The 16,323-nt window shown below is 70.4% G+C and carries 18 protein-coding genes; 14 read left to right on the plus strand and 4 right to left on the minus strand.

Translation table 11 applies throughout. The annotated features are described in order from the left end of the window. Positions 1-16: 16 nt before the first annotated feature. Positions 17-808, plus strand: coding sequence for a hypothetical protein (locus QNA08_RS04595; protein WP_283739504.1), 792 nt, complete (start codon positions 17-19; stop codon positions 806-808). Positions 809-1,027: 219 nt separating this feature from the next. Then, positions 1,028-1,720, plus strand: coding sequence for an NnrU family protein (locus tag QNA08_RS04600; protein ID WP_283739505.1), 693 nt, complete (start codon positions 1,028-1,030; stop codon positions 1,718-1,720). Positions 1,721-1,826: 106 nt separating this feature from the next. On the opposite strand, the gene QNA08_RS04605 is transcribed toward QNA08_RS04600, so the two are convergent. Further along, complete coding sequence (locus tag QNA08_RS04605; RefSeq protein WP_283739506.1) at positions 1,827-1,982, minus strand: hypothetical protein; 156 nt, start codon at positions 1,980-1,982, stop codon at positions 1,827-1,829. 206 nt (positions 1,983-2,188) lie between these two features. On the opposite strand from QNA08_RS04605, the gene QNA08_RS04610 reads away from it, so the two are divergent. From QNA08_RS04610 to QNA08_RS04635, 6 genes are all read left to right on the plus strand, one after another. Further along, positions 2,189-2,767, plus strand: coding sequence for a cytochrome c oxidase subunit 3 (locus tag QNA08_RS04610; protein ID WP_283739507.1), 579 nt, complete (start codon positions 2,189-2,191; stop codon positions 2,765-2,767). A 4-nt stretch (positions 2,768-2,771) separates the two neighbouring features. After that, positions 2,772-3,047 (plus strand): cytochrome C oxidase subunit IV family protein, encoded by a 276-nt coding sequence (locus QNA08_RS04615; RefSeq protein ID WP_283739508.1) that lies wholly within the window; start codon positions 2,772-2,774, stop codon positions 3,045-3,047. Positions 3,048-3,166: 119 nt separating this feature from the next. Continuing rightward, the gene (locus QNA08_RS04620; RefSeq protein WP_283739509.1) at positions 3,167-3,619 is read left to right on the plus strand and encodes a c-type cytochrome; all 453 of its coding nucleotides are present in this window, start codon (positions 3,167-3,169) and stop codon (positions 3,617-3,619) included. Between the two features lie 46 nt (positions 3,620-3,665). After that, positions 3,666-5,012, plus strand: coding sequence for a cbb3-type cytochrome c oxidase subunit I (locus QNA08_RS04625; protein ID WP_283739510.1), 1,347 nt, complete (start codon positions 3,666-3,668; stop codon positions 5,010-5,012). Positions 5,013-5,175: 163 nt separating this feature from the next. Beyond that, positions 5,176-5,988 (plus strand): CbbQ/NirQ/NorQ/GpvN family protein, encoded by an 813-nt coding sequence (locus tag QNA08_RS04630; RefSeq protein ID WP_283739511.1) that lies wholly within the window; start codon positions 5,176-5,178, stop codon positions 5,986-5,988. Positions 5,989-6,002: 14 nt separating this feature from the next. Then, on the plus strand, positions 6,003-7,931 hold the full coding sequence (locus tag QNA08_RS04635) for a nitric oxide reductase activation protein NorD (protein WP_283739512.1): 1,929 nt from the start codon (positions 6,003-6,005) through the stop codon (positions 7,929-7,931). A gap of 64 nt (positions 7,932-7,995) precedes the next feature. Here the strand turns inward: QNA08_RS04635 and QNA08_RS04640 are convergent, their stop codons facing one another. Next, positions 7,996-8,874, minus strand: a complete 879-nt coding sequence (locus QNA08_RS04640) for an SUMF1/EgtB/PvdO family nonheme iron enzyme (RefSeq protein WP_283739513.1) — start codon at positions 8,872-8,874, stop codon at positions 7,996-7,998. Positions 8,875-8,924: 50 nt separating this feature from the next. Further along, entirely contained in the window at positions 8,925-10,094 is a 1,170-nt protein-coding gene (gene nirK / locus QNA08_RS04645; RefSeq protein ID WP_283739514.1) for a copper-containing nitrite reductase, read from the minus strand. A 418-nt stretch (positions 10,095-10,512) separates the two neighbouring features. On the opposite strand from nirK, the gene QNA08_RS04650 reads away from it, so the two are divergent. Both QNA08_RS04650 and QNA08_RS04655 read left to right on the plus strand, forming a co-directional pair. Then, positions 10,513-10,794 (plus strand): hypothetical protein, encoded by a 282-nt coding sequence (locus QNA08_RS04650; protein WP_283739515.1) that lies wholly within the window; start codon positions 10,513-10,515, stop codon positions 10,792-10,794. Further along, entirely contained in the window at positions 10,784-11,101 is a 318-nt protein-coding gene (locus QNA08_RS04655) for a hypothetical protein (RefSeq protein ID WP_283739516.1), read from the plus strand. The genes QNA08_RS04650 and QNA08_RS04655 overlap by 11 nt, the downstream gene beginning before the upstream one ends. Before the next feature lie 280 nt (positions 11,102-11,381). Here QNA08_RS04655 and QNA08_RS04660 read toward each other — a convergent pair whose 3' ends face one another. Further along, positions 11,382-12,098 carry a TetR/AcrR family transcriptional regulator gene (locus QNA08_RS04660; protein WP_283739517.1) on the minus strand — a complete coding sequence of 239 codons (717 nt, stop codon included), beginning with the start codon at positions 12,096-12,098 and terminating at the stop codon, positions 11,382-11,384. A 155-nt stretch (positions 12,099-12,253) separates the two neighbouring features. Between QNA08_RS04660 and QNA08_RS04665 the strand changes: the two genes are divergently transcribed. The 4 genes from QNA08_RS04665 (at position 12,254) to QNA08_RS04680 (ending at position 16,288) form a co-directional block, all read left to right on the plus strand. After that, on the plus strand, positions 12,254-13,009 hold the full coding sequence (locus tag QNA08_RS04665) for a cyclase family protein (RefSeq protein ID WP_283739704.1): 756 nt from the start codon (positions 12,254-12,256) through the stop codon (positions 13,007-13,009). Between the two features lie 36 nt (positions 13,010-13,045). Further along, the gene (kce, locus tag QNA08_RS04670; protein WP_283739518.1) at positions 13,046-13,972 is read left to right on the plus strand and encodes a 3,5-dioxohexanoate:acetyl-CoA acetone transferase; all 927 of its coding nucleotides are present in this window, start codon (positions 13,046-13,048) and stop codon (positions 13,970-13,972) included. Positions 13,973-13,986: 14 nt separating this feature from the next. Next, positions 13,987-15,006 carry an SMP-30/gluconolactonase/LRE family protein gene (locus QNA08_RS04675; protein WP_283739519.1) on the plus strand — a complete coding sequence of 340 codons (1,020 nt, stop codon included), beginning with the start codon at positions 13,987-13,989 and terminating at the stop codon, positions 15,004-15,006. Positions 15,007-15,076: 70 nt separating this feature from the next. Next, the gene (locus tag QNA08_RS04680; RefSeq protein ID WP_283739520.1) at positions 15,077-16,288 is read left to right on the plus strand and encodes an ABC transporter substrate-binding protein; all 1,212 of its coding nucleotides are present in this window, start codon (positions 15,077-15,079) and stop codon (positions 16,286-16,288) included. Positions 16,289-16,323: the final 35 nt, after the last annotated feature.

Raw genomic sequence — 16,323 nt, forward strand, 5'->3', positions numbered from 1 at the left:
GCTCGGAGGAGGGCAAATGACACGCTTGCGCCATTGGCTGTTCGTTGCGACCTGCACAGGGCTTGTCGCGGCCGTTCCGAGCCTGCCGACTACGTTTGGCCTCGACACCTCCGGCACGGCCTTCGCCAAGGATGGCGGCAACGGTGGGGGCAATGGCGGCGGGAACGGTGGCGGCAACGGCGGCGGACATGGCAATGGCCACGGCGGCGGCCACGGCGGCCGCTCCGACAGTGCAGCGGCGGTGCGCGATGGCACCGACATTCGCAGTGGCCACCGCGGCCGCGGGCATCAGGCCGGGGGCACGGGCCCGGGGCGCGCGAGCGCGGCCCGATCGATCGACGCCATTCCGAACGGTGTCGCGGAGACGCTGGCCCGCTGGTCCGGCAATCTGCCCTCGGCGCGCGCGGCGACGCCCCGCTCCGAACGCGGGCTTGCGACCCGGGCGCACGGCGCCCCGGCCACCAGGACCGCAGCCGTCGGTCCGGAGCAGCGGGACGCGCGCCTTGCCCGCGAACGCACGCTGCGGGAGGCGGTCGCCGTCGTCGATCCCGTCAAGGCGCGGGACCTCGGGCCGCTGAATGCCGCCCACGCCTCGGCCCGGGCGCGCGAGCGGGCGGCGCCGAACTCGGCGGTGGGCAAGATCGCGACCTACGATCGGGCCCGCGTGAATGCGCTCGCCCTCACCGATCCGCTGCAGCGGGAGGCGGCCCTGCGCGATGCCGAGGCGAAGCTCGCCGCAAGCTTCGACAGAGCCCTGACGCCGGAGCAGATCGATCGCGTCAACGCGCTTCTCGACGCGCGGCGCTGATCGCACGATCCGGTCGTCCTTCCGGCGGGCCGCTTGTGCGCGGCCCCGCCGTTCCGCGCAGTGGGCGATACGTCGTCTTCCGGCGCGTCCTTCCGACGTCCCCTTGGTGCGTCCTCCTGGTACGTTCTCCCGGTACGTGCTCTTGGCGGCCGCGACCACAGGCGGTAGGGAATTGCGCCGGGACAAAGACCGCCGCCGCAGCGGCGGCGACAAGGACGCATGGTCGGCTTCCTCTCAGCATTGACGGCGTTTCTCGTCGCCCATCTGGTGCCGGCGATGCCCGCCGTGCGCGGCCGGCTCGTCGCCGCCCTGGGGCGGGGCGGCTATCTCGCCGCCTATTCCCTCCTCTCCCTCGGCCTTCTTGCCTGGGTGATCGTGGCTGCCCGGCGCGCCGAGACGGTCATGCTGTGGGATCCGGCCCCGTGGCAATGGGTGGTGCCCTTCGCCGCCATGCCCCTTGCGGCCTTCCTCCTCGTTGCGGGCCTTGCCGAGCCGAACCCGCTGTCCGTCAGCCTGCGCAGCGGCAGCGAGCCCGGGCCGGTCACGGCGATCACGCGCCATCCGGTGCTCTGGGGCTTCCTGATCTGGGCCTGCGCCCACATCCCGCCGAACGGAAGGCTCGTGCCCGTCATTCTCTTCGGCACCATGGCACTCCTGTCCTGCGTGGGCTTCCTGCTCGTCGACCGCAGGGCGCGGGCGCGGCTCGGCGCCGAGCGATGGGCGGCATTGAGCCGCCGCACGTCGGTCGTGCCCTTCGCCGCGCTGCTGGCGGGCCGTGCGCGCCGCCCGGCGCTCGCGCCCCTCGCCCGGGCGGCGGCTGTGGCGCTCGTGCTCGTCGTCTGGTTCGTGGCGCAGGGCCACGCCCTGCTCATCGGGCCCGACCCGCTCGCGGGTCTTCCCGCCTTCCGCTAGAGCATTTTCCGCCGAGGAGGTCGCCGGTTCGGCGAAGAAAATGCTCTGTTCTCAAACAGATAGACGCACTTCCCGATTCAATTGAATCGGGAAGTGCTCCAGCTGCCTACTGCGTCAGATAGAGGACGGCCGCGATCGCGGCAGAGAGGAGCACCGCCGTGACTGCGCCGGTCGTGCGCAGGGCGCCGATGCGGCGCAGCGCCACGGCGAAGCCGATGATGAGCGGCGTGGCGACGATGAGGCCCATCTGGGCGTCGGTCATGGCTCCATCTCCCGCGGGATGTCGGTCGGGGGGCCGGCTCGCGGCGCAAGCAGCCTACATCGGCGAGCCGGTCGCGAGATTGCGCCGCCTCAAACAGGAACGCAGGCGGGACGCGCCGCCCTTGTGCTGGCGCAACGAAACGCCGGGCCGTCCGGCCTATCTGTCAGGGGCCCCGTCGGGACGGGGTGACGGGAGGGCGGCGAAGAATGGCCGACGTCGGCGACACCGCGTCGCGGGAGGAGGGCTGGGGCGTGCTCGACGGCCTGCCCGGCCATCCCATGATGTGGGTGCTGATCGGCAGCGAACTCGCCGCCTTCGGCCTCATGCTCGCCGCCCTTTCGGTCGCGCGGGCGGTGCAGCCTGCCGTGTTCGCGGCGGGCGCGGCCCAGCTCGATGCCCGGCTCGCCGGCTTCAACACGCTCGCCCTCGTGACGAGCGGCTGGTTCGCCGCGCGCGGCAGCATCGCGGCGCGGGCCGGCCGGCGCCGGGGCGCCCGGCTCTGGCTCGCCGGGGCCATCGCGCTCGGGGCTTTGTTCCTCGCGCTCAAGGGCGTGGAATATGCCGCCGAGACCGCGGCGGGGAATGGGCTCGAGACGAGCACCTTCTTCACCCTCTACTATCTCCTCACGGGCTTTCACGCGCTGCACGTGCTCCTCGGCATGGTCATCCTCGCCGTGACGGCTTGGCGTGCCGAGGCCGCGGCGGTGGAGACGGGAACGGCCTTCTGGCACATGGTCGATCTCGTCTGGCTCGTCGTCTATCCGCTCATCTATCTCCTGCGGTGAGTGGATGGACCGCCTGCGCGCCCGCGTCGATCTCGCCTGGGCGGCAATCGCCGCCCTCACCCTGTGCAGCATCGCTGTCGCCGCCGTGCTGCCGGCCGGGCCTGCGACGAACGGTCTCCTCCTCCTGGCGGCGGCTGCCAAGGGGCGATGGCTCGCCCTCGACTTCCTGGGGCTCAGAGACGTGGCCGGGCCGTGGCGCGGCCTCCTGGGAGCGTGGATCGTCGCGGTCGTCGCCGTCGCCTGGCTCGCCTCGCTCGCGGCCGCGCTGCGGCCCGTGTGAGCCTTCGCCGCGAAGCTTGCGCACGCACAAAGACCCCACCGGCCGCGCCGTTAGCTTGGTGGCGAACCGTGGGTCACCACGCCTGATCGCCTTCGGCCAGCTCGAAAGGAAAAATAGCGATGGCTGAGCGCCTCACCAAGTCGGCGGCGAGAAACGTCTTCTACGGCGGATCGGCATTCTTCTTCGCCATCTTCCTGGGTCTGACGGCCCACAGCCACTTCTACATGGTCAATACATCGACGGACAAGCAGACGCTGACGGACGGCGTCGCGCGCGGCAAGCACGTCTGGGAGAAGAACTCCTGCATCAACTGCCACACGCTGCTCGGCGAGGGGGCCTATTTCGCGCCCGAGGTCGGCAACGTGTGGCAGCGCTGGGGCGGCCAGGAGGATCCGGCCGCAGCCCGCGAGATCCTGAAGGCGTGGATGCGCTCGCAGCCCTCCGGCACGCCGGGCCGGCGGCAGATGCCGCAGTTCAACCTGACGGAGCAGGAGCTCGACGACCTCGCCGACTTCCTCGAGTGGACGAGCCGCATCAAGACGCAGAACTGGCCGCCCAGCAAGTCCGGCTGAGTCCGCGCCGGCCCCTTCCCGAGATCGATCGAGACGAGACGCCGTCATGCAATACGAAACCCAGAAGGTTGCGCTGCCGTATTTCTACGGGGCGCTCGCCCTGTTCGTGGCCCAGGTGCTGTTCGGCGTGGTGGCAGGCACCATCTACGTGCTGCCGAACACGCTGTCCGAGCTCCTGCCGTTCAACATCGTGCGCATGATCCACACGAACGCGCTGATCGTGTGGCTGCTCATGGGCTTCATGGGCTCGACCTACTACCTCGTGCCCGAGGAAGCGGAGACAAAGCTCTACAGCCCCTTCATCGCCAGGCTGCAGTTCTGGTTGTTCTTCGTCGCCGCGGCCGTCGCGGTCGTCGGCTACCTCTTCCACTATCACGAGGGGCGCGAGTTCCTGGAGCAGCCCTTCGCCATCAAGGTCGCGATCGTCGTCGTGGCGCTGATGTTCCTGTTCAACATCACCATGACGGTGCTGAAGGGCCGCAAGACGACGGTCACCAACATCCTGCTCTTCGGGCTGTGGGGCGTGGCGATCTTCTTCCTCTTCGCCTTCTACAACCCGATCAACCTCGCCCTCGACAAGATGTACTGGTGGTACGTCGTGCATCTGTGGGTGGAAGGCGTGTGGGAGCTCGTCATGGCCTCCGTGCTCGCCTTCCTGATGATCAAGCTCAACGGCATCGACCGCGAGGTGGTCGAGAAGTGGCTCTACGTCATCATCGGCCTGGCGCTGTTCTCCGGCATCCTCGGCACGGGCCACCACTACTACTGGATCGGCGCGCCCGGATACTGGCAGTGGATCGGCTCGCTGTTCTCGACGCTCGAGGTGGCCCCCTTCTTCGCCATGATCCTGTTCACGGTGCAGATGACCTGGAAGGCGGGCCGCCATCACCCGAACCGCGCCGCGCTCCTGTGGTCGGTCGGCTGTTCGGTGATGGCCTTCCTCGGGGCGGGCGTGTGGGGCTTCCTGCACACGCTCTCCTCGGTGAACTACTACACCCACGGCACGCAGGTCACCGCCGCGCACGGGCATCTCGCCTTCTTCGGCGCCTATGTGATGCTCAACCTCGCCATGATCGCCTATGCCATGCCGCAGATGCGCGGCCGCGCGCCCTACAACCAGTGGCTCAGCATCGCGAGCTTCTGGATCATGTGCACGGCGATGACGGTGATGACCTTCGCGCTCACCTTCGCCGGCGTCGTCCAGGTGCACCTGCAGCGCGTGCTCGGGCAGGGCTACATGGAGGTGCAGGACCAGCTCGCCCTCTTCTACTGGATCCGCCTCGGCTCCGGCGTCGTCGTGCTCGTCTCCGCGCTCATGTTCATCTGGGCCGTGCTGGTGCCCGGCCGCGAGCGGCGGCCGACCATGACGGGTGCCCTGCAGCCCGCGGAATGATGCCGGGATCGCGATGCTCCCGATCGCCTCGCGCCGGGAGCATTGCGATCGGTCCTGACGGGCTGGTGCGGGACGAGATGCGAGAGCGGTTTCCGCTTGTCCTCCCGCTCCAGCGACCGCGGGCCTTCCCGCAGCACGTCCCTCCCCGACGGAGACCAGCCTCATGACGACCGCCCGGCCCGTGCTCGCCACGCCCCTGCGCGACGTGCCCTTCTACACGCCCGCCCGCAACGAATGCGCGCTCTTCGAGCTCGCCTGGCGGCGCAAGCTGCCGCTCCTCCTCAAGGGGCCGACGGGCTGCGGCAAGACCCGCTTCGTCGCCCACATGGCGGCGCGTCTCGGCCTGCCGCTCCACACTGTCTCCTGCCACGACGACCTTACCGCCGCCGACCTCACCGGCCGCTACCTCCTCAAGGGCGGCGACACGGTGTGGACCGACGGGCCGCTGACGCGCGCCGTGCGCGAGGGGGGCATCTGCTACCTCGACGAGGTCGTGGAGGCGCGCAAGGACGTGGCCGTGGTGCTGCATCCCCTCACCGACGATCGCCGCGTCCTGCCGCTTGAGCGCACGGGCGAACTCCTGGAGGCGCCGGACGGCTTCATGCTCGTCGTCTCCTACAATCCCGGCTACCAGAGCCTCCTCAAGACCCTGAAGCCGAGCACGCGGCAGCGCTTCGTGGCCCTCGAGTTCGGCTTCCTGCCGCCCGAGCAGGAGATCGCCGTGGTGGCGGCGGAGAGCGGCCTCCCCGCGGGGCGCGTAGCTCCGCTCGTCACGCTCGCCGGCCGGCTGCGCGCCCTCAAGGGGCAGGACCTCGAGGAGGGCGTGTCGACGCGCCTCGTCGTCTATTGCGCGAGCCTCATCGCCGCCGGCATGCCGGTGCGCGAGGCGGTGCTCTCAACCATGATCGAACCGCTCACCGACGAGCCGGAGGTGAAGGCTGCGCTCGTCGAAGTGGCCGGGGCGGTCGTCGTCTGACCGGCGGGGCGCCGATGCTCGATTTCCTCGAACTCGAAGAGACGGTCGGCCGTGCCTGGCACCGGCTCGTGGGCGGTGCCGCCACCTATCCGCGATACCCTGACCATGCCGCGACGCTCGCCGAGATGCGTGGGCCGCTCGCCGTGATGTTCCGCGCCTTCGGGGGCGAGGCCGCCGTGCAGCTCGCCGGTGCCGGTGCGCGCCGCTTCGGGCATCGGCTCGGCTGGCGCCAGCGCATCGGCGTTGGGGATGAGCGGCTCGTGCAGGCGGGCCGCGATGCCCAGACCCTGTTCCTGCCGGAGGAAATCGCGCTCTTCCCGGAGGAGGGGCTCAATCGTGCGCTCTACCACTGGCTCGCCGCCTGGTTCGCGACGGTTCCCGTCGCCCCGGTGGCGGAGGCCGATCCGCTGCGGCGGGACATCCTGACCCTGCGCCGCGCGCGCGAAACGGCAACGGCGGTCCTCGCGGCCTTTCCCGGGCTTGCCGACACTTACGTTCTCCTCTGCTCTGCGACCGCTGCGGCGCGGCCGTTCAGGCCGATGCCGGCCCTCGAACGGCAGGTGGAGCGCATCGTGCTCGCGCTCCTCGGCGCCGGCGACCCGCCGGAGGGGGCGCTCTGGGCGGCGGTCGCGGAGGGCGGGACGCTGCCGGGCAGGGCGCCCGTGGGCTATCAGCCGATCCTGCCCTGCCCGCTGTGGGGCGACGCCTGGACGCGCGCGGCGAGCCCCTCGCTGCCCGAGGCGGACGAGCCCGCCGGCACCTCCGCAACGTCTGCCGCGGAGACGCGCCGGCGCTTCGCCGTGCGCGAGCGCAACGCGGACCGGCGCGACGGGCGCGCCCCCTTCGCGCTCAACCGGTTCGAGAAGATCCTCGCCATGGCCGAGATGGTGAACGTCGATCGGCCGTCGGACGAGGGCGAGGACGAGGATGCGCAGAAGGCCGCCGACGAGCTCGAGGAGCTCGCCGTGGGCCGCCGCGCGGGCCGGCCTGCGAGCCGCCTGAGGTTCGACCTCGACCTGCCGCCGGAGGCGGTGGACGCGAGCCGCCTGACGGCGGAGCTCACCTATCCGGAGTGGGACTACAACCGGCGCGCCTATCTGTCCGACCACTGTCGCGTGCTCGTCGCCCCGGCGGCGGAGGTGGGCGCGTCACAGGGGCCCGACTGGGCCCCCGACGCGGCGGCGCGGCGGCGCATCGCGCGGGTGCGGCGGCAGTTCGAGGCGCTGCGACCCCGGCACGAGGTGCTGCGCGCGCAGGTCGACGGGGCCGAACTCGACCTCGACGCCCTCGTGCGCGCCCGCTGCGACGTCGCTGCCGGCAACGGCGGCACGGACCGGGTGCATCAGGCCACGCGGGCGCAGGGGCACGACCTCGCCGTCACGCTGCTCGTCGACGTGTCCCTGTCGACGGACGCCTGGATCGACGACCGCCGCGTCCTTGACGTGGAGAAGGAGGCGCTGCTGACGCTCGCCCACGGGCTCGCCGCCTGCGGCGACGACCACAGCATCCTCACCTTCACCTCGCGCCGGCGCTCCTGGGTCAGGGTGGAGACGGTGAAGGACTTCGGCGAGGCCATGGGCGGCGCGATCGAGCGGCGCATCGGGGCCCTGAAGCCGGGCTACTACACGCGCATCGGCGCAGCCGTCCGCCATGCCACCCGGGAACTCGCGCGGCGGCCGAACCGCCGCAAGCTCCTCCTCCTCCTCACCGACGGCAAGCCCAACGACGTCGACCATTACGAGGGCCGCTTCGGCATCGAGGACAGCCGAATGGCCGTGCAGGAGGCGCGGCGGATGGGCCTTGCGGTGTTTGGCGTGACGGTGGACGCGGGCGCGCAGTCCTACTTCCCGACCCTCTTCGGTCGCGGCGGCTATGCGATCGTCGGCGCCATCGGCCGCCTGCCGGCCGCCCTTCCGGCAATCTACCGGCAGCTCGTGCGGTAGGGTGCCGGAAGGCGGGCCGTATCCGCCAAGGGAGCGCCCTGCGGTCGTCCGTGGCTGTGGCGTTTCAGGCGTTGCGGCCGAGGATCCGGCGCAGGCGGGTGGCGAGGCCGGCCAAGAAGCCGCCCTCCTCGCGCACGAGGCGGAAGCCGAGATTGGCGGGCGGCACGCCGACGGAGCAGCCGCCGGCGCGCACGTCGCGGATGAAGTCGGTGACGTAGCTGCGATGCTCGCCGGCCACGACGCGGACGCCGCAGTTGACGGTGCGCGGTCCAGCGGCCTCGCCGGTCGCATCGAGGCCCTGGCGCAGGAAGCAGGTGTTGGTCCACTCCCATACGTTGCCGGTGAGATCGATGATGCCGCGCTCGTTCGCCCCGAAGGCGCCGTGCGGCCGGACGCGCCGGTCGAAGCCCTGCTGCTCCCATTCCTGGTCGTAGCGGGCGAGCCAGCGCTCGCTCACGGCGCCGGCGCCGTCGTCGCGGGCGATGGCGTCGTCCTTGAAGTGGGAGCCGGCCGCATAGGCCCATTCGGCGTCGGTCGGCAGCCGCCAGCGCTCACCGGTGCGGGCCGAGAACCACGCGGCGTAGGCGGTGGCGTCCTGCCAGCTCACGCCCACGACGGGCAGGTCGGCCCGGCCCGGCTCGCCGTCTGCGCGCGGCGCGCAGGCTCCGGCGGCGACGCAGCGGTCGTAGTCGGCGGCGCTGACCTCGGTCTTCATGATCGATAGGCCCGCTTCGATGCGCACCGTGCGAAGGGGCGCGTTGACCGGCCGCCCCTCACGGTTGAAGTCGCCCGCGACGCGATACTGGAACGTGCCCGGCGGCAGGGAGACGAGCAGGTCGGGGGCGGGCGGGATGTCTGGCGGGCGGGCGGCTGCGATTGCCGTGAAGAGCATCGCGGCCGCTCCTGCGGCCGCGACTGTGACTGTGACGGCATAGGAAGGCATGATCCGCTCCCCGGAGAGAGAGGGCCCGCCGGGAAGCGGGCCCCGTGCGGTCAGTGCTTGCCGGTCGGCTTCAGGGGGCTCACCGCGCCGGTCTTCGTCGGGCCGATCGGCCCCGGCGGGCTCACCTGCTTCATCAGGTCGTCGTTCCAGGTGCCGTCCACCTTGAAGTGGGCGGTGGCGCCGAGCTCGAAGGCCTCGATGAGGTTGTGGTTGACGTAGGCGTAGATGCCGGGCTGCTTGAAGGTGTACAGGGCAGCCCCCGCCGATCCGCCGCGGATGAACCAGGTCTCGAGGTCGCGCTGCGGCGGGTTGGCGAACTTGCCGGCCTCCCACACATAGTCGCCGTGGCCGCCGATGAGATGCGGCCGCGTATCCCGGTTGGCCTGGGCATGCACGATGAGCACGCGCTCGCCGACCTTCGCCGTCATGGCGTTCTTGCCCGTCAGCGCGCCCTCGCGGCCGTTGAAGACGACGTGCGTGGGGGTGAGCTTGCGCATCACCTCGACGGTGTCGGCATAGGAATCGCCCGGGCTGTCATAGGTCTTGAACTTGCCCTTGGCATCGCGCGGCACGTAGAAGTCGTTCTCCCCGATGTAATAGGCCCTGTCGTACTTCAGCGGCTGGCCCTTCTCGTCCTTCAGGCCGTCGCGCGGCAGGACCATCACGGCGCCGCTCATGCCCGACACCACATGCCAGGGGACCATCGGCCCGCCCGGGGCGCAGTGATAGACGAAAACGCCGGTGCGGTCCGCCTTCCAGCGCAGCACCACCTGCTCGCCCGGGTTGATCAGCGTCAGCTCGCCGCCGCCGAGGGCACCGGTGGCCGAGTGGAAGTCGATGTTGTGGGCCATGCTGTTGGTGGCGGGGTTGACGAGGGTGAGCTCCACGTAGTCCCCCTCGTGGACCACCATCATCGGGCCCGGCACCGAGCCGTTGAAGGTCATGGCCTGGACCTTGGTGCCGTGGCTGTCGATGACGAGTTCCTTCTCCTCGATCACCATCCGGAATTCGACGACCTTCGGGCCGGCCTTCGTGGCCTGCTCGTGGGGGTGGATGAAGGGCGGCGCGACCAGCTCGACCTGCTCGCGCGGGAGCCTCGAGACGTCCAGCGCCTGCGCCGGGGCAGCGGCCGGGCTGGTGGCCTGGGCGGCTGCTGCCGGAGCGGCGGCCGCGACGGCTGTCAGCCCGACGACCTTCATGAGGGAGCGCCGGTTGAACATTCTAACCTCCGTGACATCGATCTCTCTGCTCGATGGATGCGAGCCTGTACCTTGCGCAGGGTGCGATCTTTGCGGCGCGTCAAAATATTCGACCGTAACACGCCCAATCTTACCTCTGTGGCAGCAGATTTGATCTTGATCAAATGGTGCGGCTGACCTTCCCGTATCCCGGTCCGGCTCATCCGACTTGCGGGCCGGCGCCGGCAGCGGGGCCTCACCCCATGCGACAGGCGGAGCGGGGCCGGTCACGCATCCCGGCGCTGCCGAAGGGGAATCTGCGGGGCGCGTGCAAGGGGCAAAGGGCAGCGCAGCAGTTTTGAATTGTTGCATTTATTCAGCAAAAACAATGACTTGTCTGTCGTTCGGGTGAGTGCTAACGGTCGTCCGCGGATCAGGGCAACCGGTTCGAGAGGGCGTGATGGACATGATCTGCGAACGCGACGTGATCGCGGCCGTCGGCGAGGCGGACGAGCTGATCATCCGGGAGGCGGTGCGCACCAAGGCCAGCCGTCGGGAACTGCGGTTGGCGCTCGCCTTCACAAGGGGGGCGGCGCACGCGGGCGCCGAGGCCTACGGCCGGCTTCCGGGTCGCATGAAGCGCCTCGTCGATCTCCTGACCGTCGCGTCGGCGGGGTTCGCGCCCCCCGGCAACGCCGCGGGCCGAACCAATCCGCCGGAGGCCGGACACCATGCCGCTTGAACCGACCGGGGACGAGCGTACCGACGCAGCGCGCGCCGAACTGCGGCAGGCGATCATGGCGGCCTTCTGCAGCGCGCTGCACGGAAGCCAATTGCCTCCCATGACGGTGATGAGCCTCGCCGCCGAGGCGGTCGGGTCGATCTACAGGGAGGTGGCAGACGCGCATCGGTCCGACCACGCCTGTCCCTGCGGCTGGCGGCCGAGCCCCGAAGCGGATGTGGAGCTGCTGCAGGCGGCGCTGGCGATGACGGCGCAGTCGCCGCCCGCCTTCGACCTCCGCCTCGCCCATGCTGCAGGCCGTGCGTGAGCGCCCGGGCCGCCGGAGCGTCCGCACGGCGGCTGTCCGCACGCGGGAGCTGGACGCGAATGCAGCAGGCGAAATGACCGGCGGCGTGCCGAGCGGGACAGGCATAACCTCCCGCGCCGGGACCCGGCGCCATCCGATGGTCGGCCTCGACCGCGCCACCGCCTTCGCCGTCCTCATGGGGCGCGACGGTAGCGCCGCCGACGAGGCGTTTGTCGACCTGGGCCGGCCGCTCACGGCCCGCGGGACCTGAGTCCGCAGCGGGCGGCTCGCGCCGCCCGCCCTAGGCGGAGCAGAAGGCGCGGAAGCCGGCGCCCACGAAGCGCACGAAATCGTCGCAGAGCGCTGGGTCGGCCGAGGCGAGTTCTCCGCCCGAAAGGCGCTCCACCCGCTTGTCCGCCACATACATGAGCAGGGAGCCGAGGGCATATTCGTAGCCCCACAGGATGCGGGCGCGCGGGCAGCCGGGCAGCGCCTCGGCCATGGCGTCGACGAAGGCGAGTGCCAGCGGATCGTAGAAGCGCTCGATGATGCCGGTCGCCTCCGGGCCGGGATCCCAGGCGGTGCGGGCCACGAGCAGCGAGAACGCTTCGCCGCTGTCGCTCGCCCGCAGCCGGATGACGGGCTCGGCCCAGGCGCGCACGAGCTCTTCGACGGCGTTGTGATTGGTGGGCGAGCAGTCGACGGCCCGGATGCGCTCGATCCGCTCGGCGATATAGGCCCGACGGTGCTCGAAGACCGTGTCGAAGAGCTCCTGCTTGCGGCCGAAATAATAGCCGACGAGAGCGACCGGAACGCCGGCCCGCGCGGCGATGTCCCGCACGGACACGGCCGCATAGCCGCGCTCGGCGAAGAGCGCCTCCGCACTCAGGAGGATGTCCTTGCGCCGGTCCGGCCGCTGCGGCTCGGCGGAGGCGACGACGGATCGGCGCGTCCTGCCGGTGGTGGTCCGGCGCCGCGGTCGGGGTGTCCCTGCGTTGCTCTTCCTCGTGCTCGTCATGCCGCTTCATACCGTCTGGGCGACGCCCGCGCCACGCCGCACGATGGCCTATTGTACGATCGTACAAAAAAGCATACGAATGTCCAAGACCTGCTGCGCCCGCTGTCCCGGCGGGCATCTGTCGGCTGGGGGCTGCCGTGCCGCGCTTCATCGACATGTCCATCCCGCTCGAGAACGACGTGCCCGCCGATCCGCCCTTCCAGAAGGTGCGGATCGACTACCGGACCCATGCCGAGACGGCGGGCGACCTCGTCGCCAGCTTCCCGGGGCTGAAGCCCGAGCAACTGCCGGACGGCCAGGGCTGGGCGGTGGAGACGGTGGCGATCTCGACGCACAACGGCACCCATGTCGACGCGCCCTGGCACTACCACCCCACCATGGACGGGGGCGCGCGCGCCATCACCATCGACGAGGTGCCGCTCGACTGGTGCTTCCGCCCGGGCGTGAAGCTCGACTTCCGTCACCTGCCGGACGGGCACGTGGTCACGCCCGCCGAGATCGACGCCGAGCTCGCGCGCATCGGCCATCGCCTGAGCCCGCGCGAGATCGTCGTCATCAACACCAGCGCCGGCGGCCGCTACGGGCAGCCCGACTATGTGGACAGCGGCTGCGGCATGGGCCGGGAGGCGACGCTCCATCTCGTGCGCCAGGGCATCCGCGTCGTCGGCACGGACGGCTGGAGCTGGGATGCGCCGTTCCGCCACACCGCCCGCCGTTTCGCCGAGACGGGCGATGCCTCGCTCATCTGGGAGGGGCACAAGGCCGGGCGCGAGGCGGGCTACTGCCAGATCGAGAAGCTCCACAACCTGGAAGCGCTGCCGGCGACCGGCTTCACCATCGCCTGCTTTCCCGTGAAGGTGCGGGGCGGCTCGGCAGGCTGGACGAGGGCCGTGGCCATTCTGCCGGACTAGGGACGCTGCCAGGAAACACATCGGGAGGACAGCGGCTTGAGCAAGGTCATCATCACCTGCGCCGTCACCGGCGGCATCCACACGCCGACCATGTCGGACGCCCTGCCGATCACGCCCGACGAGATTGCCGAGCAGGCGATCGCCGCCGCCGAGGCCGGCGCGGCGATCCTGCATCTTCATGCGCGCGATCCGCAGGACGGGCGCCCGACACCGGACCCGGCGGTGTTCATGCGGTTCCTGCCGCGCATCAAGCAGGGCTGCGACGCGGTGATCAACATCACCACCGGCGGCGGGCTGAAGATGACCATCGACGAGCGCCTGGCGGCCCCGCTCGCGGCGGCGCCCGAGATGTGCTCGCTCAACATGGGCTCGATGAACTTCGCGCTGCATCCGCTCGCCGAGCGCTACAGCGAATGGAAGCACGCCTGGGAGCAACCCTATCTCGCCAGCACGAAGGACTACATCTTCCGCAACACCTTCGCCGACATCGAGCGCATCTACCGGCTGCTCGGCGAGGGGCACGGCACCAAGTTCGAGCACGAGTGCTACGACGTGGGCCACCTCTACAACCTGGCGCATTGCCTCGACCAGGGCTGGTTCAAGCCACCGGTCTTCCTGCAGCTCATCTTCGGCATCCTGGGCGGCATCGGTGCCGACCCCGACAATCTCATGTTCATGAAGCGCACGGCCGACAAGCTCTTCGGCGCGGACTACCGCTGGTCGGTGCTGGCAGCCGGGCGCCACCAGATGGCCTTCGCCACGCAGGCCGCGATGATGGGCGGCAACGTCAGGGTGGGCCTCGAGGACAGCCTCTACATCGGGCGCGGCAAGCTCGCCGCCAGCAACGCCGAGCAGGTCGCCAAGATCCGGCGCATCGTCGAGGAACTCGGCCACGAGGTCGCGACCCCCGCCGAGGCCCGGGCCATGCTCGGGCTCAAGGGCGGGGACCGCGTGCGGTTCTGACGGCCGGGGCCGCCGTGGCACGCCGGCCGAACCCCCTCGACGGCTTCGTCGTCGACCCTGCCGCGATCTCCCGTGTCGGCGAGGGACTGCAGCGGCCGGAGTGCATCCTCGCCGAGCGCGACGGCTCGCTCTGGGCCGCCGACGCGCGCGGTGGGGTGGTGCACATCCGCCCCGACGGCAGTCAGCGCCTCGTGGCGCAGCGCCCGAGCGCGGTTTTCGCCGAGGCCGGCGACGACGCCACCCGCTTCGTCGCCGGCCCGCTGCCCAACGGGCTCGCCTTCGCCGGCAACGGCGACATCCTCGTCGCCAATTTCGGCACCGACCGGCTGGAGGTGATGGCGCGGGACGGCACGACACGGGTCCTCGCCGACAGGATCGACGGCGAGCCCATCGGCAAGGTCAATTTCGTCCTGCGCGACAGCCGCGACCGCATCTGGCTCACGATCTCGACGCGGACGACGAACTGGATGCGGGCGATCAGCCCGGCGGTGCGGGACGGCTACGTCGCCCTGTGCGATCGCGGGCGGCTGCGCATCGTCGCCGACGGCTTCCACTTCGCCAACGAGATCCGCCTCGATGCCGCGGAAGAATGGCTCTACGTCGCCGAGACCTGCGGTCGGCGGGTGAGCCGCCTGCGGGTGCGGGGCGACGCCAGCCTCGACGAGCGCGAGGTCTTCGGCCCGAGCGACCACGGCGCCTTCATCGACGGCATCGCCTTCGACGCCCACGGCAATCTGTGGGGCACGCACGTCATGACGGACCGCATCTTCGCCATCATGCCCGAGGGCGAGCGGCGCATCCTCCTCGACGACGACGGGGAGAGCGCCGCGGGCCGGGCGCTGATGGACGCCTTCGCGCGCGACCAGGTGACACCGGAACTCATGCTCGCCTGCGGCGGCAACATCGCGCCCTGGTTCGCCAGCATCACCTTCGGCGGGCCGGACCTGCGCACGGTCCATATCGGCAGCCTGAGGGCGAACAGCATTCCGCGCTTCCGCTCCCCGGTCGCCGGCCTGCCGATGGCGCACTGGTAATGCCCGGCCGGCGGTGCCGGCCGGCTGACGAACGACAGACAACAAGAAGCACGAGACAGGGAGGACAAGGATGAAGAAGGGCTCTCTCGGGGCGTTGGCCGCCCTCGCTGCCGGGCTTGCGATCACGCCGGCGACGGCCGAGCTGTCGGACGGCATGGTGAAGATCGGCGTGCTGACGGACATGTCCGGCGTCTATTCCGACATCACGGGCAAGGGCTCGATCCTGGCGACGCGGCTTGCGGTCGAGGACTGCCTGAAGGCCGAATGCGCCGGCATGAAGATCGAGGTCGTCTCGGCCGACCATCAGAACAAGGCCGACGTCGCCTCCGTGATCGCGCGCGGATGGATCGACCAGCAGGGCGTCGATGTCCTCGCCGACATGTCGAACGCCTCGATCCAGCTCGCCATCCCGCCGCTCGTGAAGGAGAAGAACCGCGTCGCCCTCTTTCCCGGCGGCACGGCGCGGCTGACGGGGGACGCCTGCCAGCCGGACCATATCGTGCAGTGGATGTGGGACACCTATGTGCAGGTGGCGGGCGTGGCGAACCGCCTGACGAAATCCGGCACGAAATGGTATCTGGTGACGGCCGACTACGCCCTCGGCCACCAGCTCGAGGCGGATACGAAGGCGGTCGTCACGGCGAGGCAGGGCGCCTTCCTCGGCTCGACGCGCCATTCCTTCCCGGCGGTCGACCTCTCCTCGCCGCTTATCGCGGCGCAGGGTTCGGGGGCGGATGTCATCGCGCTGGCCAATGCGGGCGGCGATACGATCAACGGCATCAAGACGGCGCGCGAGTTCGGCATCACCGGCGGCAAGCAGAAGCTCGTCGCCTTCTTCCTCACCGTGATGGACGTCAGGAGCGTCGGCCTCGCCACCGCCCAGGGCACCACCGTGACGGAGGGTTTCTACTGGGATCTCGACGAGCGCACCCGTGCCTTCTCGGAGCGCTTCAAGGCGCAGAACGGCACCGTGCCCTCCGCCATCCACGCCGGCATCTATTCGGCCGTGCGCCACTATCTGAAGGCGGCGGCCGCCGCCGGGAGCGACGACGCCAAGGCGGTGATCGCCAAGATGCGCGAGCTGCCGATCCAGGACGACGTCGTCCGCAACGCCCGCCTGCGCGAGGACGGGCGCATGGTGCACGACTTCTATGTCTTCGAGGTCAAGAAGCCGGCGGCCTCCAAGGGCGAATGGGACTTCTACGATCTCGTCGCCACCATCCCCGGCGACGAGGCCTTCCGCCCCTTGGGCCAGAGCACCTGCCCGGCGATCCGGAAGTGATCGCCGCGCCTCGCGCGCCTGCTTGCGCCGCCCTG

The organism is Chelatococcus albus, assembly GCF_030067675.1.
GTDB classification, from domain to species: Bacteria; Pseudomonadota; Alphaproteobacteria; order Rhizobiales; family Beijerinckiaceae; genus Chelatococcus_A; species Chelatococcus_A albus.

What these genes read in the sequence shown, in the direction of transcription:
- QNA08_RS04630 (WP_283739511.1), top strand. Translation starts at nt 5,176, where the DNA reads ATGACGACCGCCCGGCCCGTGCTCGCCACGCCCCTGCGCGACGTGCCC.
- QNA08_RS04655 (WP_283739516.1), top strand. Translation starts at nt 10,784, where the DNA reads ATGCCGCTTGAACCGACCGGGGACGAGCGTACCGACGCAGCGCGCGCC.
- nirK (WP_283739514.1), bottom strand. Translation starts at nt 10,094, where the DNA reads ATGTTCAACCGGCGCTCCCTCATGAAGGTCGTCGGGCTGACAGCCGTC.
- QNA08_RS04605 (WP_283739506.1), bottom strand. Translation starts at nt 1,982, where the DNA reads ATGACCGACGCCCAGATGGGCCTCATCGTCGCCACGCCGCTCATCATC.
- QNA08_RS04615 (WP_283739508.1), top strand. Translation starts at nt 2,772, where the DNA reads ATGGACCGCCTGCGCGCCCGCGTCGATCTCGCCTGGGCGGCAATCGCC.
- QNA08_RS04680 (WP_283739520.1), top strand. Translation starts at nt 15,077, where the DNA reads ATGAAGAAGGGCTCTCTCGGGGCGTTGGCCGCCCTCGCTGCCGGGCTT.
- QNA08_RS04610 (WP_283739507.1), top strand. Translation starts at nt 2,189, where the DNA reads ATGGCCGACGTCGGCGACACCGCGTCGCGGGAGGAGGGCTGGGGCGTG.
- QNA08_RS04640 (WP_283739513.1), bottom strand. Translation starts at nt 8,874, where the DNA reads ATGCCTTCCTATGCCGTCACAGTCACAGTCGCGGCCGCAGGAGCGGCC.
- QNA08_RS04600 (WP_283739505.1), top strand. Translation starts at nt 1,028, where the DNA reads ATGGTCGGCTTCCTCTCAGCATTGACGGCGTTTCTCGTCGCCCATCTG.
- QNA08_RS04595 (WP_283739504.1), top strand. Translation starts at nt 17, where the DNA reads ATGACACGCTTGCGCCATTGGCTGTTCGTTGCGACCTGCACAGGGCTT.
- QNA08_RS04635 (WP_283739512.1), top strand. Translation starts at nt 6,003, where the DNA reads ATGCTCGATTTCCTCGAACTCGAAGAGACGGTCGGCCGTGCCTGGCAC.
- QNA08_RS04625 (WP_283739510.1), top strand. Translation starts at nt 3,666, where the DNA reads ATGCAATACGAAACCCAGAAGGTTGCGCTGCCGTATTTCTACGGGGCG.
- QNA08_RS04660 (WP_283739517.1), bottom strand. Translation starts at nt 12,098, where the DNA reads ATGACGAGCACGAGGAAGAGCAACGCAGGGACACCCCGACCGCGGCGC.
- QNA08_RS04650 (WP_283739515.1), top strand. Translation starts at nt 10,513, where the DNA reads ATGGACATGATCTGCGAACGCGACGTGATCGCGGCCGTCGGCGAGGCG.
- QNA08_RS04620 (WP_283739509.1), top strand. Translation starts at nt 3,167, where the DNA reads ATGGCTGAGCGCCTCACCAAGTCGGCGGCGAGAAACGTCTTCTACGGC.
- QNA08_RS04665 (WP_283739704.1), top strand. Translation starts at nt 12,254, where the DNA reads ATGTCCATCCCGCTCGAGAACGACGTGCCCGCCGATCCGCCCTTCCAG.